This is a genomic window from Sphingopyxis panaciterrae, assembly GCF_011762125.1.
Taxonomy (GTDB): domain Bacteria; phylum Pseudomonadota; class Alphaproteobacteria; order Sphingomonadales; family Sphingomonadaceae; genus Sphingopyxis; species Sphingopyxis panaciterrae.
Genome location: NZ_JAASQN010000001.1, coordinates 53,493 through 77,368, shown reverse-complemented (window position 1 = coordinate 77,368; position 23,876 = coordinate 53,493). Strand labels below are relative to the sequence as shown.

General features: G+C 65.8%; 24 protein-coding genes, 1 tRNA gene and 1 riboswitch. Of the genes, 12 read left to right on the top strand and 13 right to left on the bottom strand.

The window, feature by feature from the left end:
• Window positions 1-61: 61 nt before the first annotated feature.
• Entirely contained in the window at window positions 62-811 is a 750-nt protein-coding gene (locus FHR22_RS00380) for a LuxR C-terminal-related transcriptional regulator (protein WP_166937804.1), read from the top strand.
• A gap of 48 nt (window positions 812-859) precedes the next feature.
• The gene (locus FHR22_RS00375; protein ID WP_166937802.1) at window positions 860-1,990 is read left to right on the top strand and encodes an acyl-CoA dehydrogenase family protein; all 1,131 of its coding nucleotides are present in this window, start codon (window positions 860-862) and stop codon (window positions 1,988-1,990) included.
• Here the strand turns inward: FHR22_RS00375 and FHR22_RS00370 are convergent.
• The 3 genes from FHR22_RS00370 to FHR22_RS00360 all read right to left on the bottom strand — a co-directional run bounded on the left by FHR22_RS00370 (window position 1,987) and on the right by FHR22_RS00360 (window position 4,316).
• Window positions 1,987-2,997, bottom strand: a complete 1,011-nt coding sequence (locus tag FHR22_RS00370) for an acyl-CoA dehydrogenase family protein (RefSeq protein ID WP_166937800.1) — start codon at window positions 2,995-2,997, stop codon at window positions 1,987-1,989. The genes FHR22_RS00375 and FHR22_RS00370 overlap by 4 nt on opposite strands.
• Before the next feature lie 102 nt (window positions 2,998-3,099).
• Window positions 3,100-3,174, bottom strand: a tRNA-Gln gene (locus tag FHR22_RS00365).
• Between the two features lie 56 nt (window positions 3,175-3,230).
• Window positions 3,231-4,316, bottom strand: a complete 1,086-nt coding sequence (locus tag FHR22_RS00360) for a branched-chain amino acid aminotransferase (RefSeq protein ID WP_166937798.1) — start codon at window positions 4,314-4,316, stop codon at window positions 3,231-3,233.
• Between the two features lie 79 nt (window positions 4,317-4,395).
• Between FHR22_RS00360 and FHR22_RS00355 the strand changes: the two genes are divergently transcribed.
• Window positions 4,396-4,908, top strand: coding sequence for a MarR family winged helix-turn-helix transcriptional regulator (locus FHR22_RS00355; protein ID WP_166937796.1), 513 nt, complete (start codon window positions 4,396-4,398; stop codon window positions 4,906-4,908).
• On the opposite strand, the gene FHR22_RS00350 is transcribed toward FHR22_RS00355, so the two are convergent.
• Both FHR22_RS00350 and FHR22_RS00345 read right to left on the bottom strand, forming a co-directional pair.
• Entirely contained in the window at window positions 4,905-5,735 is an 831-nt protein-coding gene (locus tag FHR22_RS00350; protein ID WP_166937794.1) for a pyrroline-5-carboxylate reductase family protein, read from the bottom strand. The two genes, FHR22_RS00355 and FHR22_RS00350, sit on opposite strands and share 4 nt — an antisense overlap.
• Window positions 5,736-5,766: 31 nt before the next feature.
• A complete protein-coding gene (locus FHR22_RS00345) occupies window positions 5,767-7,452 on the bottom strand; it encodes an alkaline phosphatase family protein (protein WP_166940570.1) in 1,686 nt (561 codons plus the stop codon).
• Between the two features lie 108 nt (window positions 7,453-7,560).
• On the opposite strand from FHR22_RS00345, the gene FHR22_RS00340 reads away from it, so the two are divergent.
• The 5 genes from FHR22_RS00340 to FHR22_RS00320 all read left to right on the top strand — a co-directional run bounded on the left by FHR22_RS00340 (window position 7,561) and on the right by FHR22_RS00320 (window position 12,058).
• Window positions 7,561-9,477, top strand: coding sequence for a protein-disulfide reductase DsbD family protein (locus FHR22_RS00340; protein ID WP_166937792.1), 1,917 nt, complete (start codon window positions 7,561-7,563; stop codon window positions 9,475-9,477).
• A gap of 100 nt (window positions 9,478-9,577) precedes the next feature.
• A complete protein-coding gene (locus FHR22_RS00335) occupies window positions 9,578-10,327 on the top strand; it encodes a TlyA family RNA methyltransferase (RefSeq protein ID WP_166937790.1) in 750 nt (249 codons plus the stop codon).
• 212 nt (window positions 10,328-10,539) lie between these two features.
• Window positions 10,540-11,088: a TspO/MBR family protein gene (locus FHR22_RS00330; protein ID WP_166937788.1), complete on the top strand. Its 549-nt coding sequence runs from the start codon at window positions 10,540-10,542 to the stop codon at window positions 11,086-11,088.
• A 39-nt stretch (window positions 11,089-11,127) separates the two neighbouring features.
• Window positions 11,128-11,424, top strand: a complete 297-nt coding sequence (locus tag FHR22_RS00325) for an accessory factor UbiK family protein (RefSeq protein ID WP_166937786.1) — start codon at window positions 11,128-11,130, stop codon at window positions 11,422-11,424.
• A 127-nt stretch (window positions 11,425-11,551) separates the two neighbouring features.
• Entirely contained in the window at window positions 11,552-12,058 is a 507-nt protein-coding gene (locus FHR22_RS00320; protein ID WP_166937784.1) for a type III secretion system chaperone family protein, read from the top strand.
• 137 nt (window positions 12,059-12,195) lie between these two features.
• Here the strand turns inward: FHR22_RS00320 and FHR22_RS00315 are convergent, their stop codons facing one another.
• The 6 genes from FHR22_RS00315 to FHR22_RS00290 form a co-directional block, all read right to left on the bottom strand.
• On the bottom strand, window positions 12,196-13,155 hold the full coding sequence (locus FHR22_RS00315) for a right-handed parallel beta-helix repeat-containing protein (protein ID WP_208417426.1): 960 nt from the start codon (window positions 13,153-13,155) through the stop codon (window positions 12,196-12,198).
• Window positions 13,156-13,285: 130 nt separating this feature from the next.
• Window positions 13,286-15,910 (bottom strand): methionine synthase, encoded by a 2,625-nt coding sequence (gene metH, locus FHR22_RS00310; RefSeq protein WP_166937782.1) that lies wholly within the window; start codon window positions 15,908-15,910, stop codon window positions 13,286-13,288.
• Window positions 15,911-16,028: 118 nt separating this feature from the next.
• Window positions 16,029-17,078 (bottom strand): homocysteine S-methyltransferase family protein, encoded by a 1,050-nt coding sequence (locus FHR22_RS00305; protein ID WP_166937780.1) that lies wholly within the window; start codon window positions 17,076-17,078, stop codon window positions 16,029-16,031.
• Window positions 17,075-18,016, bottom strand: a complete 942-nt coding sequence (gene metF / locus FHR22_RS00300) for a methylenetetrahydrofolate reductase (protein WP_166937778.1) — start codon at window positions 18,014-18,016, stop codon at window positions 17,075-17,077. Before metF ends, FHR22_RS00305 begins: the two co-directional genes overlap by 4 nt.
• The gene (locus FHR22_RS00295; RefSeq protein WP_166937776.1) at window positions 18,013-19,005 is read right to left on the bottom strand and encodes an ArsR/SmtB family transcription factor; all 993 of its coding nucleotides are present in this window, start codon (window positions 19,003-19,005) and stop codon (window positions 18,013-18,015) included. The genes metF and FHR22_RS00295 overlap by 4 nt, the downstream gene beginning before the upstream one ends.
• 43 nt (window positions 19,006-19,048) lie before the next feature.
• Window positions 19,049-19,258, bottom strand: coding sequence for a hypothetical protein (locus FHR22_RS00290; RefSeq protein ID WP_166937774.1), 210 nt, complete (start codon window positions 19,256-19,258; stop codon window positions 19,049-19,051).
• On the opposite strand from FHR22_RS00290, the gene FHR22_RS00285 reads away from it, so the two are divergent.
• The 4 genes from FHR22_RS00285 (at window position 19,242) to FHR22_RS00270 (ending at window position 21,223) form a co-directional block, all read left to right on the top strand.
• Window positions 19,242-19,568 carry a hypothetical protein gene (locus FHR22_RS00285; RefSeq protein WP_166937772.1) on the top strand — a complete coding sequence of 109 codons (327 nt, stop codon included), beginning with the start codon at window positions 19,242-19,244 and terminating at the stop codon, window positions 19,566-19,568. The two genes, FHR22_RS00290 and FHR22_RS00285, sit on opposite strands and share 17 nt — an antisense overlap.
• Window positions 19,569-19,750: 182 nt before the next feature.
• A complete protein-coding gene (locus FHR22_RS00280; protein WP_166937770.1) occupies window positions 19,751-20,080 on the top strand; it encodes an entericidin EcnAB in 330 nt (109 codons plus the stop codon).
• An 84-nt stretch (window positions 20,081-20,164) separates the two neighbouring features.
• Window positions 20,165-20,383: a hypothetical protein gene (locus FHR22_RS00275; RefSeq protein ID WP_166937673.1), complete on the top strand. Its 219-nt coding sequence runs from the start codon at window positions 20,165-20,167 to the stop codon at window positions 20,381-20,383.
• Between the two features lie 34 nt (window positions 20,384-20,417).
• Window positions 20,418-20,507, top strand: a riboswitch (ZMP/ZTP riboswitch).
• A 23-nt stretch (window positions 20,508-20,530) separates the two neighbouring features.
• Window positions 20,531-21,223 carry a DJ-1/PfpI family protein gene (locus FHR22_RS00270; RefSeq protein ID WP_166937768.1) on the top strand — a complete coding sequence of 231 codons (693 nt, stop codon included), beginning with the start codon at window positions 20,531-20,533 and terminating at the stop codon, window positions 21,221-21,223.
• Here FHR22_RS00270 and FHR22_RS00265 read toward each other — a convergent pair.
• Together FHR22_RS00265 and groL are read right to left on the bottom strand one after the other, a co-directional pair.
• Window positions 21,220-21,972 carry a glutaminyl-peptide cyclotransferase gene (locus tag FHR22_RS00265; RefSeq protein WP_166937766.1) on the bottom strand — a complete coding sequence of 251 codons (753 nt, stop codon included), beginning with the start codon at window positions 21,970-21,972 and terminating at the stop codon, window positions 21,220-21,222. The two genes, FHR22_RS00270 and FHR22_RS00265, sit on opposite strands and share 4 nt — an antisense overlap.
• A 206-nt stretch (window positions 21,973-22,178) precedes the next feature.
• Window positions 22,179-23,822: a chaperonin GroEL gene (gene groL, locus FHR22_RS00260; RefSeq protein ID WP_166937764.1), complete on the bottom strand. Its 1,644-nt coding sequence runs from the start codon at window positions 23,820-23,822 to the stop codon at window positions 22,179-22,181.
• Between the last annotated feature and the right edge of the window lie 54 nt (window positions 23,823-23,876).

Sequence of the window (23,876 nt, the reverse complement as noted above, 5' to 3'; positions counted from 1 at the left end):
AGAAAAGCAGGTGTGCCGACAAGCTGGCACCTGTGGCAGGATGGGGTGAAGGAAGGGTCGCGTGACGGACTATCGAACGCAATGCTGGGACGCGATGCCCGCACTGATCGCCGCGGTGCAGGGCGCGGGTGATACAATCGGCCTGCCCTATATTGCCGCGCAGGCCGACCTCGGCGACCCCGAGCCGATGGATGACGCCAACGGGCGACCCTATGCCGAGACGAGCTTTCGCTGGATCGACCCCGATCACGCCTATTGGCGCGACCGCAAGCTTGCCTTGCACATCGCCTTTCTGACCGCCGCCCGGCTCGTCGCCGAGCCTTTCTTCTACAGCGACGGGCGCCTGCGCACCTGGCGCGCGTCGCAACTGCTCGAAGCGGTCGATTGCGAGCAGGCGAAGAACACCCCCAATTTCGGCGAAGCGATCATCGCGCCGGTGCATTTGCCGCGCGGGCTCGTCGGTGCGGTCTTCTGGTGCTCGCGCGAACCCGTGGGCGTCGCGGCGCTGTTCGAAAAACATGCAGGCGACCTGCACAATCTCGCGCTGAAGCTGGTCGCCACGCACAACGAGGCACGCGGCCGCCCGCGCAACGCCACCGTGCCGCAAACGCTCACGCGGCGCGAGGTACAGTGCCTGCGCTGGGCAGCGGCGGGCAAGACCGACGGCGAAATCGGCATCATCCTGTCCTTGTCGGTATCGACCGTGCGCTTTCATCTGCGCAACGCCGCCGCCAAGCTGGGCGCGACCGGCCGCGCCCAGTCGATCCAGCTGGCCGCGGGGCTGGGCTTCGTCGGGGCGCGCGCCGCCTGACGAAGGTGCCAGCTTGGCCGGACGGACGCGGCGCCCGATAGTCGGCCGATGGACATGCTCAACGATCCCGCGCTCGAGGCTTTTCAGGGCGAAGTGCGCGCCTTTCTCGACGCGAAACTCACCGATGCGCTGCGCGAGGCCGCCGCGCGGGCGACGAGCGTCTTCATCGACCCCGCCGTCTCGCTGCCCTGGCAGCGCATCCTGCATGCGCACGGCTGGGCGGCGCCCGACTGGCCGGCCGAATATGGCGGGCCCGGCTGGAACGCGATGCAGCGTTATGTCTTCGCCGCCGAATGCGCCCGCGCCGGGGCGCCGGGGCTGGCGCCGATGGGGCTGAAGATGGTCGCGCCGGTGATCATGCATTATGGCACCGCGGCGCAGCGCGCCCATTATCTGCCACGGATTCTGTCGGGCGCGGATTATTGGTGCCAAGGCTTCTCGGAACCCGGCGCCGGATCCGACCTCGCCGCGCTCCAGCTTCGCGCCGTCCCCGATGGCGATGATTATATCCTGAGCGGCACAAAAATCTGGACCACCCACGCGCATTTCGCGAGCCATATGTTCGCGCTCGTCCGCACTTCGACCGAGGGCAGGCCACAGGCAGGGATCAGCTTCCTGCTGCTCGACATGGCGGCGCCCGGCATCACGGTCGAGGCGATCCGTACCCTTGCGGGCGACCATGAATTCAACCAGGTCTTCTTCGACGACGTCCGCGTCCCGCAGGCAAACCGCCTCGGCGCCGAAAATCAGGGCTGGGCGGTCGCGAAGCATCTGCTGACTTTCGAACGCGGCGGCAAATATGCGCCAGCGCTGATCGCGCGCCTTGAACCGTTGCGGGCGCGGCGCGATATCGACCCGGTGCTCAGGGCACGGCTCGACCGCGAGGCGATCGGCCTGGGCACGCTGCAAGCGCTCGAACTCAAGGCGATGCGCGGGACCGGCGGCAACCCGGCGCTCCATGCCTCGGCGCTGAAAATCCTTGGCACCGAAGCCGCGCAGCGGATCGACGCGCTGGCGTGCGAAATCGCGGGATATGCCGCTTGGGCCGGCCCGGACGGGCAGACGCCCGCCGCGCTTGCCACCACGTTACCCCGCTATCTGAACAACCGCGCCGCCAGCATCTACGCCGGATCGAACGAGATCCAGCGCGACCTGATCGCGCGGACGATGCTCGGCTAAACGGGGTCCCCGGCAAAGCGGGCGAGATGCCCGGGCCCGAAGGCCGCCGCGATCGCCAGCGCGCGCTTGAAATGGCCGCCGAGCGCCAATTCCTCGGTCAGCCCCATCGCGCCGTGCATCTGCACCGCGCCTTCGCCGACGATGCGCACGGCATCACCCACTTCGACGCACGCCGCACTGACCACGCGGGCACGCCCGGCGCTTTCTCGATCGGCCGTGAGGATCGCGATTTCGGTCGCCGCGCCCGCTTTCATCAGCGCCAGCTTCATATCGGCCAGGCGATGGCGGAGCGCCTGGAACGATGCGATCGGCCCGCCGAACTGCTGTCGCTCGCCCAGATAACCGACGCTCTCGACTAGCATCCGTGTCATCAATCCCGCCGCCTCGGCACAGCGCGTCACGAGCATCATGTCGTTCGCCGCCATGGCAAGCGCCCGCGCCGGCTCGCCCGAAACCAGCGGTTCGATGTCCGCCGCCGTCACCATGAAAGCCAGATCGGCGGCAACGGTGCCGTCGTGCATGATCCGGTGCCGCTGCTCGATCTTCGACCGGTCGGCGCGGACGAGCAGGATATCCGCCGTCCCCGCCAGCACGAAAAGCTCCGCCTCCGCACCGCCCGAAACCAACCGCGCCTCTCCCCCCACGCACCCGCTTTCAATCGCGGGCATTTCGGCGGTCGAAGCCGGACAGACGATCGCGGCGCGCGTGCTGCCAGCGACGAGCTCCGGAATCAGCGCGTGGTCGGCGCGCGCCTGCCCGATCAGCCAGCCCGCCATCATGTGCGAAACCCAGTCCGCCGCGGCAAGGGTCGGCCCCAGTTCGGCGGCGACAAGCGCCATGTCCAGCGCCCCGCCGCCGAAACCGCCCGCCGCCTCGGCAATGCCGACGCCGCCTAGCCCCAACGCCGACAGCGTCGGCCAATCCGGGCGGGGATGGTCGGCAACGACGCGCTGCACACTGCCCTGCAGAAAGGATTGTTCGGGGGTGAGCGGCAGGTCGATGGTCATGCGACTGTCATCGGCACGCGGCACCGTTCGCGCTAGCTGGCGAAAATGGCAGGTCGTCAGGTAAAGTGCCCGCGGCCGTTGAGATTGCATGCACCGGCTGGCTGGCTGGGGCGGCAGGATTCGAACCTGCGAATGGCGGCATCAAAAGCCGCTGCCTTACCACTTGGCGACGCCCCATCGGGCCGGTGCGTGCGCGTCTATAGCGCCTGACGGCCGCTTGGCAAGCTAACCGATCAGAGGCGCGTGACCCAGCCGTGCGGGTCCGCGGCGCGGCCGCGCTGGATGTCGACGAGCTTGCCCTTGAGCATTTCGGTGACCTGCCCCGGACCGCCCGCACCGATGGTGAAGCTAGCGTCGCCGCGCGTCACCTTGCCCACCGGGGTCACAACAGCGGCGGTGCCGCAGGCAAAGCTTTCGGTCAGCTTGCCGCTTTCCGCATCGGCCTGCCACTGATCGATCGCATAGGGCTCTTCGCGCACCGTCAGGCCGGCGTCGCGCGCGAGGGTGATGATCGCGTCGCGCGTAATGCCCGGCAGGATGGTGCCGCCCAGCGGCGGCGTGACGATGCTGCCGTCGTCGAAGACGAAGAACATGTTCATGCCGCCCAGTTCCTCGATCCAGCGATGCTCGGCGGCGTCGAGGAACACGACCTGGTCGTGCCCCTTGGCGATCGCTTCGCGCTGCGCGACGAGGCTGGAGGCATAGTTGCCGCCGCATTTGGCGGCGCCGGTGCCGCCCGGCGCGGCGCGGGTATAATCTTCCGACACCCACAGCGAGATCGCGGGCACGCCCGACTTGAAATAATTGCCGACCGGCGAGGTGATGACGAGGAACTGATATTCGGACGCCGGCTTGACGCCCAGGAACACCTCGCTCGCGAACATGAAGGGCCGCAGGTACAGCGCGCCGCCATCGACCGGCGGGAACCAGTGCGCGTCGGCAGCCACGGCTTCCTTCACCGCCGCAATGAACATCTCTTCGGGCAGTTCGGCCATCGCCATGCGGCGCGCGCTGGCGTTGAAACGCGCCGCATTGGCTTCGACGCGGAACAGCGCCATCGATCCGTCGTCGAGGCGATAGGCCTTCAGACCTTCGAAGATTTCCTGGGCATAGTGGAGCACGGCGGTCGCCGGGTCGAGCGACAGCGGCCCGCGCGGCATCACCTGCGCATCGTGCCAGCCCTTGTCGTCCGAATAGCGGATCGACACCATATGATCGGTAAAGACGCGCCCGAATGCCGGGTCCGCGATCGCCGCCGTGCGTACATCGTCCGCGACCGGATTGGGGTGCGGCAGGCGGTTGAAGGCGGGAGCGAGCATGGCGTAAATACCTGTTGGCTGGGGTTGATTGGTGCGCGCCTCTTGCCAAAGCGCAGCCCCGCGCGCAACGGTAGCGACTATGCCGGATGAAAATTTTCTTTCACAAGTTCCCGCTGCCTCTGCCCTTTTCTTGCGCGAGGACGAGGTGCGCCGCGGAATCGAATATCTGTTTTTCGCCCATGGCGCGCTGTGGCGCGCGATCGACGCGCGGCTGGCCGAGCAAGGCCTTGGCCGGGCGCATTACCGCGCGCTCTATTTCATCGCGCGCCAGCCCGGACTGACGATCACCAACCTGCTGACCTTGCTTGGCATCACCAAACAGTCATTGGGGCGCGTGGTGAAGGAACTGGAAGCGCGCGACATGCTGACGACCCGCCCGGGCAATCGCGACCGGCGGCAAAAGGAATTGCGGCTGACCGAAGCCGGGCGTTCGCTCGAAAAATCAGTCTTCACCCTGCTGCGCGACACGATGAGCCGCGCCTATACCCACGCCGGACAACAGGCGGTCACGGGTTTCTGGCAGGTCAGCGAAGCGCTGGTCCCGCCGCGCGAGCGCAGCCGCATCGCGGCGCTTGGCCGCGAGACCGGTTAGTTGCCGCCGCGCGCGATATCGGCGAGTTCGCGCCCGCGATCGCGCGCCGCGCGCAGCACGTTGGTCATCAACGCCACAAGCTGGCCGCCTTCGTCAAGCACATCGAGCCCGGCCTGCGTCGTGCCGCCCTTGCTCGCGACCTGCGCCACGAGCACGCCCGGCTTTTCGCCGCTGCCGTCGAGCAGCGCGGTCGAGCCGCCGAACGTCGCGGTGGCCAGCCGCAACGCATCGTCGGCCGACAGACCAAGCCGTTCGCCTGCAGCCGCATAGGATTCGATCAGCCGGAAAACGAAGGCGGGGCCGCTGCCGGTGAAAGCGGTGACCAGATCCATCGTCCCATCGTCGGCGAGCGCCACGACCGTCCCGAGCGGCTTCAGCAACGACGTAACCGCGGCATCATCGGCGTCGCCAAGGCTGGCCACCGCCGACACCCCCGCGCCGATCCGCGCGGCGAGGTTGGGCAGAATGCGCACCTGCGCCCGCGCATCGGGGAAACGCGCGGAAAGATCGGCGAGTGACACGCCCGCGAGGATCGAAAGCAGGTGCGTATCACCCCGGACCACGGGCGCCAGATCGCTGGCGACGTCGCCGAGCTGCTGCGGCTTCATGCCCAGCATCACCCATTCCGCGCCACCATCCTGACCGATCCAGTCGGCGAGCGATGCGAAATGCGCAATCCCTTCGCGCGGCACTGCGAACGGATCAACGATCGCGACCTGCGCCGGATCGAGCCCTTCGGCAAGCCAGCGATCGAGCATCGCGCCAGCCATGTTGCCGCATCCCACCAGCAGCACGCGGCCCGAAAATTTCTGCAATGTCTTCGCCATAGTCCCTGTCTTCTTTTCTGCGTCTTCTATATTATCTGCAACTGCTTTCGGGGCCCGAAAGCAGGTCGAGGCAGCGTCCGTCAATCTTGTTCGCGTCCAACGTCAGGCCGATCAGCGACGCCAGAGTCGGCAGGATATCGACCGTCATCACGGCGTTGGGCTGTTCGAAACCGGCCAGTCCCTTGCGCCAGAAAAGCATCGGCACCCGCCGGTCATAATCCCACACCGATCCATGCGTCGCGACATAACCGCGGCTGGTATCGGCGATCGGCGTGACGCGCGGCTTCAGCACGACGATGAAATCGCCCGAGCGCTGCGGATTATAGGAAGCGCGCAGCTTGTCCAGCATGCTCCAGACATCGGGTGCCTGTTTCGAGATCGGCCGTGCGGCCAGCTCCTCGCCGGTCACCACCGCCTCGACCTGCGGAAAGGCGCGAAAGCGGTTGATGAACTCGGCCATTGCGGCCTTGCGCTGCGCCGCGGTGAGCGTTTTTGCCAGATACATGTCGCCGAAGGGACCATCGCTGTAGAGCAAAGGCTGCGGCAGGCCGAGCTTGTCGGCGACCACCTTGGCCACCGCATCGGGATCGAGCGCCGCATCGACGCGTTCAGCTGCGGGCCAGCCGTTCTGGCGATTGCGTTCGGGAATGTCGTGCCCGCCATGATCGGCAGTGAGCGCCACCGCATAATCGATCCCCGTCGCGTCGAGGCGCGCGAAGAAATCGCCGAGTTCGCGGTCGAGACCCATCATCTGCAGGCACATTTCGGTGCCTTCTGTGCCGGAGTTGTGCCCGACATAGTCCGTCGCGGAGAGGCCGAGGATCAGCAGGTCGGTCGCCGGACCTTCGCCAAGCTTGCGCGCCTGGCGGAGCGCGGCGCCGGCAGCGAGCACTGCACCATCAGCCTCGGGCGACGCCATGAAGCCCCGGAAATCGCCGCCATCGCGCGCGAGCCGGCCGTTCCCGAGCACCCTGTCGCCAACCGGGATCCCGATATCCTGCGCGGTGCAGTCGGCCGGAAGCGGCAGGCCCGGACGCGGCTGGGCGATCGCGGCGGCAATCGCGGTGCCGGCCTGCGTCGCCGTCGGCGACAGCAGTGTGCCGCGATAGCTGGTGAGGCCGGTGGGGGCGAGCCACACCAGTTCGTCGGCCTTGCGGCCGCCCATCATGATCGCGGCGCGATCCTTGCCCGCGACCGACACGACCTGCGCCTTCGGATCGCGCGCCTTCATCAGGTCGCCGAGCGTCGGTACCAGCAGGTGATTGACCGATGGCGCATATTTGCCGCTGCCCGAACTGGTGCCGGCGACCGTTTCGTCCTCGGCGCAATAGAGGCGCTTGTCCTCGCGCGCCGCCGTCAGGTCGAAATAATTATTGGCGATGATTCCGGTGTGCGCCGGATGATTGCCGGTCAGGATCGTCGAATGGCCCGGGCAGGTTTCGGTGGCACCATGCGACTGATAGCCGGAGGGAAAGACGGCGCCCGACACCAGCCGCGCGAGGCCGCCGGTGAAATGACCGCGATATTGCGCAAACAGGTCGGCCGAGAACTGGTCGACCGCGATCATGACGATAAGCTTGGGCGGCGGCGTCGCGGCGGTGACCTTTGCGACCGACGGCGCCGAATCCTGCGCAAACCCGGTGCCCGTCCCGGTGATACAAAGAGCAGCGGCAAGAGCGGTGGTCAGATATTTCAGCTTCACGGGCGGCGTCTCCATCGGGATCAAGGTCAAATCCCCCCAGCGCGGGCTGTCCTCTCGACGAAAGCCGCCTATATGGCAAGCCTCGAACGATAGCAGGAGGGCCGGATTCCCTTGAGGACGGGCATGGATCGCAGGAGCGACGGATTTGTGACAAGGCTGTGGCGCGCCGCGCTGGCCTTGCTGGCGCTTGCCGTGCTTGCGCCAGCCCCTGCGGCCGCCGGGCAGACGCATATTGCACCGAAGCTGATTGCGGAGACGGCGGCACCGGCTTCCGGTGGCACGACGACGCTGGCACTGACGATGACGCCGGAAAAGAGCTGGCACGGCTATTGGTCGAACGGCGGCGACGCTGGCTTCGGCCTGCAGGTCGAATGGAACGCGCCCGAAGGCGTCACCGTCGAACCGTTTCGCTATCCCGTCCCCGACGCGCTGATCCTGTTCGGCATGATGAACCATGTCTATGAGCATCCCTATGCGCTGCTCGCTGACGTCCGCATCGACAAGCGCATTGCCCCCGGCACCGACCTCACCTTGTTAGGCGTCGCCAACTGGCTGGCCTGCACCGACAAGGTGTGCGTGCCCGAAAAGGCGGTGATATCGGTCGCCATGAAAGCAGGCGACGGAAGCATCTCCGCCGCCTCGCGCGCGCGCTTCGATGGCTGGCGTGCGCTGCTGCCGCAGCCGCTCGACCGCCATGGCGCATGGGAGCGGCGCGGCGATATGGTGCGCTTTGCCATTCCGCTGCCCGCAAGCACCGCGATCGACGCCCCACATCTTTTCGTCGAAACGCAGAATCTGGTCGATTATCCGGCGCCCCAGAATTTCAGCCGCAACGGCAACCATATCATCATCGAAACGCGGTCCAAGGGCGAAGCCGCCGGTCCGGTCGCGGCGCTGCTGAAGCTCGGCGCCGGACGCGGCCTTTCGCTGCAACTCGACCCCGGCGCCGTCCCCGCCGCGGGCAAGGCCATCGCGGACGGCACCGGCGGGATCGACATCGCCCTGTTCTGGACCGCGCTCGGCGGCGCGATTCTCGGCGGGCTGATCCTCAACCTGATGCCCTGCGTCTTTCCGATATTGAGTCTGAAGGCGCTCAGCCTCGTCCGCGCGGGGGGCGATGCGCGCGAAGCGAAAGTCGAAGCGGCGGCCTATACCGCAGGCGCGATCGTCACCACCTTGCTGCTTGGAGCAGCACTGCTCGCGCTGCGCGCTGCGGGCGAACAGATCGGCTGGGCGTTTCAATTGCAGCATCCGGCAAGCGTTTTCCTGCTGTTGCTGCTGGCTATTGCGATCACGCTCAACCTTGCCGGGGCCTATGAACTGCCGTCGTTCGGCGGCGGGCAGAAGCTTGCGAGCCAGGGCGGCGCGGCGGGCGGTTTCTGGACCGGGGCGCTCGCCGCTTTCGTCGCGACGCCATGCAGCGGACCACTGCTCGGCGCAGCACTCGGCGCCACGCTGGTCCTGCCTGCATGGGCCGCGCTGCCGGTCTTCGGCGGGCTGGGCCTCGGCATCGCGCTTCCCTTCCTTGCCGTCGGCTTTGTTCCGGCACTGCGCAACCGGCTGCCCAAGCCGGGACCATGGATGGTCCGCTTCCGCAAATGGATGGCGCTGCCGATGGCGCTGACCGCGCTGGCGCTGGCCGTTCTGCTATGGCGGCAAATGGATGGCGGATGGCCCGAACGCGGCGCGCAAACATCTGCTTCGGCGGACAGCTTCTCTCCCGCCGCGCTCGCCAAGGCGCGCGCTTCGGGCAAGCCCGTGTTCGTCTATTTCACCGCCGACTGGTGCCTGTCGTGCAAGGCGAACGAGGCGGGTGCGATCGATCGCGAAGCCGTGCAGGAGGCCTTCCGGAAGAAGGGCGTCGTCACCCTCGTCGGCGACTGGACGAACGGCGACCCGGCCATCACCCGCACCCTTGCGGAGCATGGCCGCAATAGCGTGCCGCTTTACCTCTGGTATGCGCCGGGCGCGGCGCAGCCCGAAATCCTGCCGCAGATCCTGACCCCGGGGCTGCTTACCGGCAAGGCGAAAGCAAAATGATCTCCTCCCTTTTCGTCATTGCGAGCGAAGCGAAGCAATCCAGGGCGGGGTACGCGACCCTGGATTGCTTCGCTCCGCTCGCAATGACGGAGGAAAAATAATGGCGAAACAGCGCGCCGACCAGTTGCTCGTCGACCGCGGGCTCGCCGAAAGCCGGACGCGTGCGCAGGCGCTGATCCTCGCCGGGCTGGCCTTCGTCGGCGACCGCAAGATCGACAAGGCGGGACAGCAGGTCGCAGCGGATGCCGAGATCAGCGTCAAGGGGCGCGACCATCCCTGGGTGTCGCGCGGCGGAATCAAGCTCGATCATGCGCTAAGTCACCTCGACTGGGACGTCACAGGCGCGGTCGCGATCGACGTCGGATCGTCGACGGGGGGCTTTACCGACGTGTTGCTGAGCCGCGGCGCGGCGCGTGTTTATGCCGTCGATTCGGGGACCAACCAGCTCGCGTGGAAACTGCGGCAGGACGAACGCGTCATCGTCCACGAACAAACGAGCGCGCGCATCCTGACCGCGGCCCACATCCCCGAACCCGTCGACCTGATCGTCTGCGACGCGAGCTTCATCGCGCTGGCGAAAGTGCTGCCGGTGCCGATGTCCTTCGCAAAGGACGGCGCGCGGATGGTCGCGCTGATCAAGCCGCAGTTCGAGGCCGAACGGCATGAGGTCGGCAAAAAGGGCGTCGTGCGTGACGCCGCGGTGCACGCGCGCGTGTGCGACGCGGCGCGCGACTGGCTGGAGGGTGAAGGCTGGCGGGTCGCCGACCTGGTCGAAAGCCCGATCACCGGGCCGGAAGGCAATGTCGAATTCCTGGTCGCCGCCATAAAAATGATGGCACCTAAGGGCTGATTTCCCATTCTCCGTCACCCCGGACTTGATCCGGGGTCCCGCTAAACGACGGGAAAGCGGGACCCCGGATCAAGTCCGGGGTGACGAGCGAGGTAATTGAGCCTCTCCGGTCCAAACTACGTCATCACACATAAAAGCTGCGGCTTGACGCTGGGCCCGCCAGCCGCAACACCTGCACCGGTGGGAATCATAAAAATGGTGGGGTCGCGTCGATGAGTGAAATCGCCACAGCGAGTCAGCTGCGCATGTCCTATACGCGCTGGGCGCTGGTTACCGTCCCGGCGATCCTCCTCGTCGGCAGCCTGTCGGGACTGCTTTCGAACAGCGGCTATGGCAATCGCTGGTTCGATGCGCTCGACCTGCCCCCGATCACCCCTGCGGGCTGGGTGTTCGGCACCGTCTGGCCGATCCTCTATATCTGCCTTGGCCTGTCGCTCGCCATGGTGCTCCATGCGCGCGGCGCAAAAGGGCGCGGCTTCGCATTGCTGCTCTTCTTCGTCCAGCTCGCCGCCAATTTCGCCTGGTCGCCGCTCTTCTTCGCCCAGCATCAGGTGACGACGGCGCTTTACCTGATCATCTTCATCCTGATGGTGACGATCGCCACCGCCTTTGCCTTCGCGCCGATCCGCAAGGCCGCGGCGTGGCTGCTGGTCCCCTATATCGTATGGCTGGGATTCGCCGCGCTGCTCAATTTCCAGATCGACCAGCGCAATCCCGACGCCGAAACCCTTGTCCCGCACGCCGCGAGCACCCAGATATAGCACCGGCAAGGGGCTATATGCCCGACGAAGGAATTTGAAATGCAGAGCGAAAACCGCTTTTTCGACGATCTGGCCAAGATGGTGAACGGCGTCGCCGGAACCGTCGCCGGTGCCGGCCGCGAGGCCGAGTCCGCGATGCGCGAGCGCGCCAAGGAATGGATCGGCCGGATGGATTTCGTCAGCCGCGAGGAATTCGAGGCGGTGAAGGAAATGGCCGCGAAAGCGCGCGCCGAAGCCGAAGCGCTGAAGGCGCGGCTCGACAAGCTGGAAGGCGCAGCGAAGCCTGCCGCCGCACCGAAGGCGGCGGCGAAACCCAGGGCCACCCCCAAAAAATGATCGTCGCCCCCGCGAAGGCGGGGGCCGCTGGCAACCTTGCGCCAGGCCGATGGCGGCCCCCGCCTTCGCGGGGGCGACGGGTATGTGCAGACTCGCTACTTTCGGCAACACCCGCTAAAGCCCCCGCATGAGCGACGATATTTACGACGACGACGACAATCAGGAAGCGGCGCCGATGGAGATGCTGGCGTCCTATTTCGCCGCGCACGACTGGCCGCACGAAATGGTCGGCGAGGATGAGATCGTCGCGACCGCGCAGGGCAGCTGGACGACCTACGAACTGCGCGCGGTGTGGCGCGCCGACGACGGCGTCATCCAGCTGCTCGCCTTCCCCGACATCCGCGTCGTCGAGGACAAGCGCGCCGTCGCCCATGAGGCGCTGGCGCTGATCAACGAACAATTGTGGCTCGGCCATTTCGAGCTGTGGTCGAACAGCGGCACGATCCTGTTCCGCCACGGGATGCTGATCGGCGGCGATGCCTCGCTGCCGCTCGACCTGACCGAGACGCTGATCGAAAGCGCGATCGACGAATGCGAGCGCTTTTACCCGGTGTTCCAGTTCGTGCTGTGGGGCGGCAAGAGCCCCGCCGAAGCGCTCGCCGCATCGCTCATTGAAACGCGCGGCGAGGCCTGAAGCCTCAGCATCAATTGAAAAGCAGCGTGCTCCCGCGGAGGCGGGAGCCCAGCTCCGGTCGGTGCTATTTTGAACCGGCCGGAGATGGGTCCCCGCCTTCGCGGGGACACGCCGTATTTTATGGGTTTTGACGAAACCTACCGCTTCTCGAACTTCGCCAGCCCCGCGCCGAGTTCGTTGGGACCGATCGCCAGCGCTTCGCCGCTCCAGTCGGCGATAAACACCGTCTTTCCGGACAGTTCGGCGGGCAGGCTGGCGCGATTGCCGGTGATCGACAGGCCGCGCGACGGATTCTTGCGTTCCTCGGCGGCGATCGCGATCAGCGCCGAATGATTTTCCTTGTCGCGGCCCTGGATGATCAAATTGTTCGCGATCCGTCCGGTCGAACCCGACGGCAGGTCGATCATATAGTTGGTCGCCTGACCCTGCGTATCGTCGAAGCTGTTGTCAGCGATGTCGACCTGGACGCCCCGCGTCTTCAGATAATGGCCGCCGCTGCCCTTTTCGAAGCGTGAGCGGGTGACGGCGACGCGGCCGTAGACGCCGGTGTAGACGCTGTGCGCGCAGCTCAGCCCGCGGTCGCAGCGGCCGAGGCGCGAGAAGGTCGAGCGGTCGATGGTCAGCGCCGCGCCCGCATCGTCGCCGGTCAAGATGCCCTCTTCGCTGTTCCGGAACAGGCTGTTGACGACATCGAGGTTGCTCCGTTCGAGACGGACGCCGGCGCCATTGCCGTCGGGCACGCGCATGTTCTGGAACACGATGCCGTCAACCTTGGCGCCGTCGCCGCGCAGCACCAGTGCCGCCTTCCCCTCGCAGGTCACGCCGTCGAAGATCGCGCGGCCAGGCTCGGCGGCGACGAAGGCGATGCGCCCGGCGGTCTGGATCGCGCAGTCGCGGTGATAGCCGGGGGCGATGCGGATCGTGCCGCCCCCCTCGCCGATCGCATCGACCGCATCCTGTAACCGCCCAAAGGCGCGGCCCGATTCGGCGACGACATAAGGTCCGCTACCCGACTGCGCCGGAAGCGGCGCGGGCGCGAAAAACAGCGGGAGGGCGAGCAGCGGCAGCAAGGGCCGACGAAAAAGAGATTGTGCCATGAAAGGCTTATAGCGGCTTCGGCGGCGCCAGTCGTGTCCAAGGCTGGTTAATTGCGCGACCGTTTCATTATCGGACAGGCGCGTCCCGACCGGTTAACCGTCGTCCCCGCGCAAGACGGGGGCGACGGCATCAATCCAAATTCGGCCGCAGCCAGCGCGTCGCGGTTTCAATATCCACGCCGCGCCGTGTTGCGTAATCGGCAAGCTGGTCCTCGCCGACCCGCGCCACCCCGAAATAACTCGCGTCGGGATGCCCGAAATAAAAGCCCGACACCGCGGCCGTCGGCAGCATCGCAAAGCTTTCGGTCAGGATCGCGCCCGAATTCGTTCCCGCGTCGAGCAGGTCGAACAGAATGGGTTTCAAACTATGGTCGGGGCACGCGGGATAGCCGGGGGCGGGGCGAATACCGCGATATTCCTCTTTGACGATCGCCTCCGGCGTCAGCTGCTCGCCGGGGGCATAACCCCACAGGTCGGTACGGACATGCGCATGCAGCCGCTCGGCGAATGCCTCGGCAAAGCGGTCGGCGAGCGCCTTCAGCAAGATGTCATTATAATCGTCGTGCGCCGCCTTGAAACGCGCCAGATGCGGCTCGATGCCGTGAATCGCGACCGAAAAGCCGCCGATCCAGTCGCCATCATGGCTGACGAAATCGGCAAGGCACATGTTCGCGCGCCCTTCGCGCTTCGCAATCTGCTGGCGCAGGAACGGCAGGCGGACATGCTCTTCCGTGTCTTCGAGATGGATGATCACATCATCGCCTTCGCGGCGGCACGGCCAGAGCGCGGCGACGCCGCGCGCGGTCAGCCAGCCTTCGGCGACGATCCGGTCGAGCATCGCGCGCGCATCGGCATAAAGGCTCGACGCGCTTTCGCCGACCACTTCGTCGGTCAGGATCGCCGGATAATTGCCCGCCAGTTCCCACGCGCGGAAGAAAGGCGTCCAGTCGAACCATTCGACCAGTTCGGCCATGTCCCAGCTGTCGAAGACATGCACCCCAGGCTGTTCGGGCGGGAACGGCCGGATATGTTCGTCGATTGCAAAACCGTTGGCGCGCGCATCGGCGATCGGGACGAGCGCGCTCTGTCCCTTGTTTGCGCGCACGTCGCGGATATGTTCATAATCCTGCTTGTAACCGCCGACGAAGGCGTCGAACCCGGTATCGCTGACCAGCGCCGTCGCGACGCCGACCGCGCGGCTCGCGTCAAGGACGTGGAGCACCGGGCCCTGATAGGCGACGTCGATGCGCAGCGCGGTGTGGACCTTCGACGTCGTCGCGCCGCCGATCAGCAGCGGCATCGTCATTCCGGCGCGCTGCATCTCCTCGGCAACCGTCACCATCTCGTCGAGCGAGGGGGTGATCAACCCCGACAGGCCGATCATGTCGGCGTCATTCTCGTTCGCCGCTTCGAGGATCTTGGGCCATGGCACCATCACGCCCAGGTCGACGATCTCGAAGCCGTTGCACTGGAGCACGACGCCGACGATATTCTTGCCGATGTCGTGGACGTCGCCCTTGACGGTCGCCATCACGACCTTGCCCTTGCCCTTCGAACCCGGCTCTTTCGCCGCCTCGATGAACGGCAGCAGGTGGGCGACCGCCTTCTTCATCACGCGCGCCGATTTGACGACCTGCGGCAGGAACATCTTGCCCGACCCGAACAGATCGCCGACGACGTTCATGCCGTCCATCAGCGGCCCCTCGATCACCTCGATCGGGCGCGGCATAGCCAAGCGCATTTCCTCGGTATCGTCGACGACATAGGCGTCGATGCCCTTGACCAGTGCATGTTCCAGCCGCTTTTCGACCGCCCAGCCGCGCCATTCCTCGGCCGCTTTCTCCTGCGCCGGGTTGCTGCCCTTGTAACGTTCGGCGAGCGCGATCAGCCGTTCGGTGGGCGACTCCGCTTCGCCCTCGACCTTGCGGTTGAGGATGACGTCCTCGCACGCACCCCGCAATTCGGGGTCGATCGTGTCATAGACGTCGAGCTGGCCCGCGTTGACGATCGCCATGTCGAGCCCGGCGGGAATGGCGTAATAAAGAAAGACGCTGTGCATCGCGCGGCGCACCGTCTCATTGCCGCGGAACCCGAACGACAGGTTGGACAGTCCGCCCGAAAAATGGACGTGCGGACAGCGGACGCGGATGATCTTCACCGCCTCGATGAAGTCGACCGCATAATTGTCATGCTCTTCGAGCCCCGTCGCGACCGCGAAGACATTGGGGTCAAAGATGATGTCCTCGGGCGGGAAGCCGATCGTCATCAGCAGCTTGTACGCGCGCTCGCAAATCTCGATCTTGCGTTCCATCGTGTCGGCCTGCCCGACCTCGTCGAACGCCATCACGACGACCGCGGCGCCATAGGCCATGCATTTGCGCGCGTGCGCGAGGAACGGCTCCTCGCCTTCCTTCATGCTGATCGAATTGACGATCGGTTTGCCCGGAACGCATTTCAGCCCCGCCTCGATCACATCCCATTTCGAGCTGTCGATCATCACCGGCACCCGCGCGATGTCGGGCTCGGCAGCGATCAGCTTCAAAAAGGTCGTCATCGCATATTCGGCGTCGAGCAGGCCTTCGTCCATGTTGACGTCGATGACCTGCGCGCCATTTTCGACCTGCTGGCGCGCGACCTCGACCGCCGCGGTATAATCGTCGGCGAGGATCAGCTTCTTGAACGCCGCCGAGCCGGTGACGTTCGTGCGCTCGCCGATGTTGACGAAGCTGGAGGAGGCGTTGCTGTTTTCGGTCATCTGGCTCTCTTCTCCCTTCCCGCTTGCGGGAGGGGTCGGGGGAGGGTCTGTTTCAATCTCGGTTGACGCAGGAGAGAAACAAGCCCTCCCCTCGCCCCTCCCGCAAGCGGGAGGGGAGCTAGGCGGCCATCGTAAACGGCTCGAGCCCCGCCAGCCGCGTGCGGACCGGAACATCGGGAATGTGCCGCGGCGCCAGCCCCTCGACCGCTTTCGCCATCGCGGCGATATGCGCCGGGGTCGAACCGCAGCAGCCGCCGAGGATATTGACCTGGCCATGCTCGGCCCATTCGCGGACCAGCCCCGCCGTCGTATCGGGGAGCTCGTCATATTCGCCGAGTTCGTTGGGCAAGCCGGCGTTCGGATAGACCATCACCAGCGCATCGGCGAGGTCCGACAGCACGCGAACATGCGGGCGAAGCTGCTGCGCGCCGAACGAGCAGTTGAGCCCGATCGTCAACGGCCGCGCGTGGCGCACCGCATACCAGAAGGCCTCGACCGTATGCCCCGACAGGTTGCGGCCGCTAAGGTCGGTCAGCGTCATCGAAATCATCAGCGGCAGTTCGCGCCCGACCTTCGCTTCGGCTTCCAGCGTCGCGGCGATCCCGGCCTTGGCATTCAGCGTGTCGAAGATCGTCTCGATCAGGATGAAGTCGGCGCCGCCTTCGGCCAAGGCGACGACCTGATCGAGATAGACATTCTTGAGCTCGTCGAAATCAATCTCGCGATAGCCGGGATTGTTGACGTCGGGCGACAGCGACAGCGTCTTGTTCGTCGGTCCGACCGCGCCCGCGATGAAACGGCGGCGTCCATCACGGTCCTGATAGACGTCAGCGATCGCGCGGCCCAATCGCGCGCTTTCATGATTGATGTCGGCGACCAGATGCTCGGCGCCATAATCGGCCTGGCTGATCGTGTTGGCACTGAAGGTATTGGTCGAAACGATGTCCGACCCCGCCTTGAGATAAGCCTCGCCGATCGCGGTCACGATATCGGGGCGGGTCAGCGCGAGGATGTCGTTATTACCCTTCTGGTCGTGCGACAGCCCAAGCTTGCCCGCATAATCGGCCTCGACCAGCTTGCGGTCCTGGATCTGGGTGCCCCAGCCGCCATCGGTCAGCAGGATGCGTTGCTTCGCCGCCGCGTGCAGGGCTTCGCGAGCCGTTGTCATGCTGCTTTCTCCGTCGCGGGCGCGACCTTCGACCGCAATCCGAGCAAATGGCAGATCGCATAGCTGAGTTCGGCGCGATTGAGCGTGTAGAAGTGGAAATCGCGCACTCCGCCCGCATAGAGGCGACGGCACATTTCGGCAGCGATCGTTGCCGCGACAAGCTGGCGCGCGGCGGGGTGATCGTCGAGCCCGTCGAACAGCGACACCATCCAGGCCGGGATCGCGGTGCCGCACATGTCGGCCATGCGCCGCGTCTGCGATACGTTCGACACGGGCAGAATACCGGGGATGATCGGCGCGTCGATCCCCGCCGCCGCCGCCGCATCGCGAAAGCGCAGGAAGCTTTCGGGCGCGAAGAAGAATTGCGTGATCGCGCGGGTCGCGCCGGCGTCGAGCTTGCGCTTCAGATTGTCGAGGTCGGCCTCGGCGCAGGTCGCGTCGGGATGGACTTCAGGATAGGCGGCGACAGAAATGTCGAAGGGCGCGATCGCTTTCAGCCCCGCGACCAGCTCGATCGCATTGGCATAGCCCGCCGGATGCGGACGATAGGGACCGCCCGACGGCACGTCGCCGCGCAGCGCGACGATATGGCGCACGCCCGCTTCCCAATAAGCTTCCGCCACCGCGTCGATCTCGGCGCGCGAGGCCTCGACGCAGGTCAGGTGGGCGGCGGGCGGCACCGTGCTGGTCGCCGCGATCCGCGCGACCGTCGCATGGGTGCGCTCGCGCGTCGACCCGCCCGCGCCATAGGTCACCGACACGAAGCTGGGTCCCAGCGGTTCGAGCGTCTGGAACGTATCCCAGAGCTGTGCCTCCATCTTCTCGGTCTTGGGCGGGAAGAATTCGAAGCTGACGCCGATGTCGCCGGCAAGGTCGGCGAACAGCGGGGCGGCGGCGGCGCGGCGTGCCTCGGCGAGCGAATTCAGTTGGGATGTCATGCGGCAAGCCTTTTGCGCTGGCCGTCACCGCCGTGGGTAACGGGAGATTGATCTTCATCGCTGCGCCGCCGGCCCAGCCATAGCTTGACCGCCAGCTCACCGCCTTCGAGCGTCTGTGAATTTTCGAGCCCCATACCCGCCGAGGCGAACCAGCCGCGAATCTGGGCATCGGAGAAGCCCAGACGCGCATGCGCCGCCATCGTCCGCAGCTCTTCATCCTCGTGCGGCGCGAAATCGACAATCAGCAAATGCCCGCCGCCGCGCAACACCCGCCCCGCTTCGGCGATCACCCGGTCGGGCTCGTGCGCGAAATGGAGCGCCTGGTGGATGACAATCGTATCGACGCTGGCGTCGGTCACCGGCAAGTTGAGAAAATCGCCCTGGACCAGATCGATCGGCACCGGCTGGCCGGCAAGCTTGGCGCGCGCGATGCGCAGCATTTCAGGGCTGCGGTCGAGTGCAGTGATCCGGCGCGCGGTCGGGGCGAAAATCTCCGCCATCCGGCCGGTCCCGGTCCCGACGTCAAGCAGGTGGCCGAGCCGGCGGTTGTGCATGATCGCGAGCATCGCCGCCTCGACTTCGCTCTCGGCAACGTGGCGCGAACGGATCGCGTCCCATTCGGCGGCATGTTCGGCGAAATAACGCTCGGCGGCGGCGGCGCGTTCGGTGCGAATGGCAACGAGGCGGCGTGCATCATGCGCGATCACCAGCGCCTCGCGCGGCGAAAAGGGCCATTTTTCGGCGCGCGCGAGGGTTTCGCCGACCGGCCCCTCCTGTGCGAGGCGCAAGAAGACCCAGCTCCCTTCGCGACGGCGTTCGACGACGCCGGCATCGACCAGGATACGGACATGCCGCGAGACGCGCGGCTGGCTCTGGTCGAGCACGACCGCGAGTTCACCGATCGCCAGCTCCATTTCGCGCAGCAAGGCAAGGATGCGCAAACGCGTCGGGTCCGCCAGGGCGCGAAAAATGTCGAGAAGCTCGGTCATGAAGCAACATATAAAGCTTTCTTTATATCCGGTCAATCACTCACTAGCCCCCATTTCCCGCCGCTTCCGGTGCCGGCGTCGACTCAGCCCGTCGATTTGCACGCACCACCTGACAAAAGGCCGTTGCGCCCATTTTGCCGAAATTGTAGCTCTTTGGGCGATTGGCAGTTTGCCGGATCGAAAGGTTCGCATCCGAAATGCCGATCGATTCATTCAATCGAGAGGGGTATTCCCAAATGAAGAAGTCGATCACTCTGTCGCTCGTTCTCGCGGCCTCGATGGGCCTCGCCGCTTGCGGTGAAAAGGCTGCCGAAGCCCCCGCCACGACCGACGAAGCCGCAGCAACCGTGGAAGGCGCCGCTGATGGCGCGATGCAGGCCGCCGAAGGCGCTGCCGACGCGAACGCCGCCGCTGGCGATGCCGCCGCTGCTGCTGGCGCTGCCGGCGACGCTGCTGCTGCCGGCGATGCCGCTGCCGCGACCGACAAGGCCGCCGAAGCTGCCGGCGCCGCCAAGGAAGCGACCGACGCCGCCAAGGCTGCGACCGAAGAAGCCAAGAAGTAAGCTTTCTTCGGGCCACTCGGCCAAAGAAAGAGGGGGTTGCCGACCTTGTCGGCCGCCCCCTTTTCTTTTGGGCAGGCGGCGAAACAACGGGTGCGCGACATAGTTGCCAAGCCTCGCATCCGCAGCTAATTCTTCCTTACCGTGGCCGCTCTCGGTCACTTTGGTATTCGAAAGGAAATTTCATGCGCAAACTCATCATCGCTTCGATGGCCGCTGCAGCCTTCAGCCTCGCCGCTTGCTCGGAAAAGGCCCAGCAGGAAACGTCGGAAGCCGGCGCCGCTGTCGCTGATGATGCCGCCGCTGCCGGCGATGCCGTCGCCGAAGGCGCTGCCGAAGCCGGCGACAAGGTTGCCGCCGGTGCGGCCGACGCCGCCGACGCGACCGCCGCTGCCGCCAAGGATGCCGGCAACGCCGTCGAAGGCACCGTGAACGCCGCGGGCGACGCCGCTTCGAAGGCCGGCGACAAGATCGCCGACGAAACGAAGAAGGCCGAAGCCAACGACAAGAAATAATCGGGTCTTGCACGCCCCGGCGTGCAATCCGAAACCGGGGGCTCCATTCAATGCGGATGGAGCCCCTTTTCGTGGGAGAGACATATGCCCCGGACCCGTAGCGCGCTGTGGATGCCGATCGCGGCCGCGATCGCGCTGACCGCGGGATGCAGCCGCACCGACAATGAACCTGGCCCCGGCGGCGTGACGGTCAGCGAGGCCAAGGCGCTCGACGATGCCGCCGCGATGCTCGAAAGCCGCGACAGCATCCCCGCGCCCGCACCAAAGAAGGACACTGCAGGCAAGGCCCGTCCCGGCGAATAATCACCTTTCGTTCGTTCGGGCGCGAGGGTAGGATAGGGCGTCCCGCGACTGGCGCTGATGATGGAATCCCATCGGGGAGCGGGATCGGCCATATGCCGGGGAGCCGCGCGCCTGGGTGATCCGCCGCGATGTGCAAGGACCATCCCGATGCCCGAGCTTCCGATTCCCGAACCCGCGCCGACCCAGATCGTCTTCCTGCTTTTTCCCGGCATCACCCAGCTCGACTTCACCGCGCCCGCGCAGGCGCTCTGCCGTATGCCCGGCGCCCGGCTGGCGGGTGCCGCCACACAGCTTGCCCCGATCGCCACCGACTGCGGCTTTTCGATCCTGCCCACGCATGATTTCGCAAGCTGCCCGCAAGCCGACATCCTCTGTGTCCCGGGCGGGCATGGCGTCGCCGACGCACTCGGCGATGCGGCGACGATCGATTTCATCGCGCGTCAGGCAGCCGGAGCCCAATGGACGACGAGTGTGTGCACGGGCGCTTTCCTGCTGGGCCGCGCCGGGCTGCTGGCGGGCAAGCGGGCAACGACGCACTGGGGCTATACGCATTTGTTGCCGCGCGTCGGCGCCGATCCGGTGGCGGCCCGCGTCGTCGAGGATGGGAATATCGTCACCAGCGGCGGCGTGACGTCGGGGCTCGATTTTGCGCTGACGCTGATCGCGCGGCTGCAGGGCGACGCCGTCGCGCAGGCGATTCAGCTCGCAATCGAATATGACCCCGCCCCGCCCTTCGCCGGCGGCCACCCCGCCCGTGCGCCCGCAGCGGTCACCGCGGGATTGAAGGCGCGCGTCTATGACGCCGCGGCGGCGCGAATGGAGGCAGCGCTCCTGCGCTAGTGGCAGTCGGCGAGCGCAATCTCGTAGAGTTTGGGCCAATATTTTCCGGTAACGAACAGCCGCTTCTGCTTCGCGTCCCATGCGATGCCGTTGAGCACGCTGTCGTCGCCTGCAGCGCCCGCATCGGCCTTGAGCCCCGACAGGTCGATGAGCGAAGCGACGTCGCCGGTGGCGGGATCGATGCGGATGATGAAGTCGGTCATCCAGATATTGGCCCAGACCTGCCCCTCGATCGTCTCCAGTTCATTGATCATCGGGATGGGCCGGCCGCCGAAGCGCACCGTGACCCGCTTCTGTTCCTTCATCGTCGCGGGGTCGAGGAAGCGCAATTCGGGGGTGCCGTCGCTCAGCACCAGGCTGTTCCCGACCATCGTCAGTCCCCAGCCCTCGCCTTCATAGGTGAAGTTGCCGAGCGGCTTCAGATCCTTGATCGCCCAGCGATGGCCGACGCCGCCCTGCCAGGTCACGCCGACGATCTGGTCCTTCCACCGCGTGATCCCTTCGCCGAACTGGTCGGCGGGAAGCCTGGTCTGGGCCAGCGCCTTGCCGGTCTTGAGGTCGAGCCGGGCGACGCGCGATTTGCCATATTGCCCCGTGCCTTCGTAAAGATGTCCGCCGTCCCAGAACAGGCCCTGCGTGAAGCTCGTCGCATCGTGCGGATAGCTCCGGACGATGCGATAGCCGCAGCGCTCGACTGGCGGCGTGGGCGGATCGGCGGCGACAAGGGCGAGAGTGAGGAAGAGGCTCATAACGCCTTAGCTATGCGCGGCGAGGTGAACTGGCAATGTCTCCTTCGTCATGCCGGACCTGATCCGGCATCCACGACCACGCCTGCCCGAATGGACTCCGGGTCAAGTCCGGGGTGACGAAAAACAGGAAACCCATCCAAGCAAAAGGGCCGGAGCATCGCTGCCCCGGCCCTCTTTCTGTCGACGGAGCGCCGAACGGTCTGGACTTAGAAATCCATGCCGCCCATGCCGCCCATGCCGCCGCCGCCCATGGGCATGGCGGGCTTGTCGTCGGGGGTTTCGGCGATGCCGGCTTCGGTGGTGATCAAGAGACCGGCAACCGAGGCGGCATCCTGCAACGCGATGCGGACGACCTTGGTCGGGTCGATGACACCGGCCTTGACGAGGTCTTCATAGACGTCGGTCGAGGCGTTGAAGCCGAAGCTCGTGTCCTTCTGGTCGAACAGCTTGCCGGCGACGACACCGCCGTCGAAGCCCGCGTTTTCGGCGATCTGGCGGACCGGAGCCTGCAGCGCGCGACGGATGATGTCGATGCCGCGGGTCTGGTCTTCGTTGATGCCGGCCAGGCCTTCGAGCGCCTTGGTCGCGTACAGCAGCGCCGTACCGCCGCCGGGGACGATGCCTTCTTCGACCGCAGCGCGGGTCGCATGCAGCGCGTCATCGACGCGATCCTTGCGTTCCTTCACTTCGACTTCCGACGCGCCGCCGACCTTGATCACGGCAACACCGCCGGCGAGCTTCGCCAGACGTTCCTGCAGCTTTTCCTTGTCATAGTCGCTGGTCGTCGTTTCGATCTGCGCGCGGATCTGTTCGACGCGGCCCTTGATCGCATCGGCTTCACCGGCACCGTCGACGATGGTGGTGTTGTCCTTGTCGATGGTGACGCGCTTGGCCTGACCGAGCATGTTCAGCGTGACCGACTCGAGCTTGATGCCCAGATCTTCGCTGATCATTTCACCGGCGGTGAGGATCGCGATGTCCTGCAGCATCGCCTTGCGGCGATCGCCGAAGCCCGGTGCCTTGACGGCCGCGACCTTCAGGCCGCCGCGCAGGCGGTTGACCACCAGCGTTGCGAGTGCTTCGCCTTCGATGTCCTCGGCGATGATCAGCAGCGGGCGACCCGACTGGACCACGGCTTCGAGGATCGGCAGCATCGCCTGCAGATTCGAGAGCTTCTTTTCGAAGATCAGGATATAGGGATCGCTGAGCTCGACGAGCATCTTCTCGGGGTTGGTGATGAAATAGGGCGACAGATAGCCACGGTCGAACTGCATGCCTTCGACGACATCGAGTTCGAAATCGAGGCCCTTGGCTTCCTCGACGGTGATCACGCCTTCCTTGCCGACCTTGTCCATGGCTTCAGCGATCTTCTCGCCGACTTCCTTGTCGCCATTGGCCGAAATGATGCCGACCTGGGCGATTTCAGACGTGCCCGAAACCGGCTTCGACTGGCCCTTGATCGTTTCGACGACCTTGGTGACCGCAAGGTCGATGCCACGCTTCAGGTCCATCGGGTTCATGCCGGCGGCAACCGACTTCATGCCTTCGCGCACGATCGCCTGGGCGAGTACGGTCGCGGTGGTCGTGCCATCGCCGGCCTTGTCGTTCGCCTTCGATGCGACTTCGCGCAGCATCTGGGCGCCCATATTCTCGAACTTGTCCTTCAGTTCGATTTCCTTGGCGACGGTGACGCCGTCCTTGGTGATGCGGGGCGCGCCGAAGCTCTTGTCGATCACGACGTTGCGGCCCTTGGGACCGAGGGTAACCTTCACCGCGTCGGCGAGGGTGTCGACACCGCGCAGGATACGCTCACGCGCGTCGCGGCTGAATTTTACGTCTTTAGCAGCCATGTGCTTATTCCTTTAAATCCGCAGAAAACTGCGCAACTTCACACTGAAATCGCG

What these genes read in the sequence shown, in the direction of transcription:
- FHR22_RS00375 (WP_166937802.1), top strand. Translation starts at nt 860, where the DNA reads ATGGACATGCTCAACGATCCCGCGCTCGAGGCTTTTCAGGGCGAAGTG.
- FHR22_RS00370 (WP_166937800.1), bottom strand. Translation starts at nt 2,997, where the DNA reads ATGACCATCGACCTGCCGCTCACCCCCGAACAATCCTTTCTGCAGGGC.
- FHR22_RS00360 (WP_166937798.1), bottom strand. Translation starts at nt 4,316, where the DNA reads ATGCTCGCTCCCGCCTTCAACCGCCTGCCGCACCCCAATCCGGTCGCG.
- FHR22_RS00355 (WP_166937796.1), top strand. Translation starts at nt 4,396, where the DNA reads ATGCCGGATGAAAATTTTCTTTCACAAGTTCCCGCTGCCTCTGCCCTT.
- FHR22_RS00350 (WP_166937794.1), bottom strand. Translation starts at nt 5,735, where the DNA reads ATGGCGAAGACATTGCAGAAATTTTCGGGCCGCGTGCTGCTGGTGGGA.
- FHR22_RS00345 (WP_166940570.1), bottom strand. Translation starts at nt 7,452, where the DNA reads ATGGAGACGCCGCCCGTGAAGCTGAAATATCTGACCACCGCTCTTGCC.
- FHR22_RS00340 (WP_166937792.1), top strand. Translation starts at nt 7,561, where the DNA reads ATGGATCGCAGGAGCGACGGATTTGTGACAAGGCTGTGGCGCGCCGCG.
- FHR22_RS00335 (WP_166937790.1), top strand. Translation starts at nt 9,578, where the DNA reads ATGGCGAAACAGCGCGCCGACCAGTTGCTCGTCGACCGCGGGCTCGCC.
- FHR22_RS00330 (WP_166937788.1), top strand. Translation starts at nt 10,540, where the DNA reads ATGAGTGAAATCGCCACAGCGAGTCAGCTGCGCATGTCCTATACGCGC.
- FHR22_RS00325 (WP_166937786.1), top strand. Translation starts at nt 11,128, where the DNA reads ATGCAGAGCGAAAACCGCTTTTTCGACGATCTGGCCAAGATGGTGAAC.
- FHR22_RS00320 (WP_166937784.1), top strand. Translation starts at nt 11,552, where the DNA reads ATGAGCGACGATATTTACGACGACGACGACAATCAGGAAGCGGCGCCG.
- FHR22_RS00315 (WP_208417426.1), bottom strand. Translation starts at nt 13,155, where the DNA reads ATGGCACAATCTCTTTTTCGTCGGCCCTTGCTGCCGCTGCTCGCCCTC.
- metH (WP_166937782.1), bottom strand. Translation starts at nt 15,910, where the DNA reads ATGACCGAAAACAGCAACGCCTCCTCCAGCTTCGTCAACATCGGCGAG.
- FHR22_RS00305 (WP_166937780.1), bottom strand. Translation starts at nt 17,078, where the DNA reads ATGACAACGGCTCGCGAAGCCCTGCACGCGGCGGCGAAGCAACGCATC.
- metF (WP_166937778.1), bottom strand. Translation starts at nt 18,016, where the DNA reads ATGACATCCCAACTGAATTCGCTCGCCGAGGCACGCCGCGCCGCCGCC.
- FHR22_RS00295 (WP_166937776.1), bottom strand. Translation starts at nt 19,005, where the DNA reads ATGACCGAGCTTCTCGACATTTTTCGCGCCCTGGCGGACCCGACGCGT.
- FHR22_RS00285 (WP_166937772.1), top strand. Translation starts at nt 19,242, where the DNA reads ATGAAGAAGTCGATCACTCTGTCGCTCGTTCTCGCGGCCTCGATGGGC.
- FHR22_RS00280 (WP_166937770.1), top strand. Translation starts at nt 19,751, where the DNA reads ATGCGCAAACTCATCATCGCTTCGATGGCCGCTGCAGCCTTCAGCCTC.
- FHR22_RS00275 (WP_166937673.1), top strand. Translation starts at nt 20,165, where the DNA reads ATGCCCCGGACCCGTAGCGCGCTGTGGATGCCGATCGCGGCCGCGATC.
- FHR22_RS00270 (WP_166937768.1), top strand. Translation starts at nt 20,531, where the DNA reads ATGCCCGAGCTTCCGATTCCCGAACCCGCGCCGACCCAGATCGTCTTC.
- FHR22_RS00265 (WP_166937766.1), bottom strand. Translation starts at nt 21,972, where the DNA reads ATGAGCCTCTTCCTCACTCTCGCCCTTGTCGCCGCCGATCCGCCCACG.
- groL (WP_166937764.1), bottom strand. Translation starts at nt 23,822, where the DNA reads ATGGCTGCTAAAGACGTAAAATTCAGCCGCGACGCGCGTGAGCGTATC.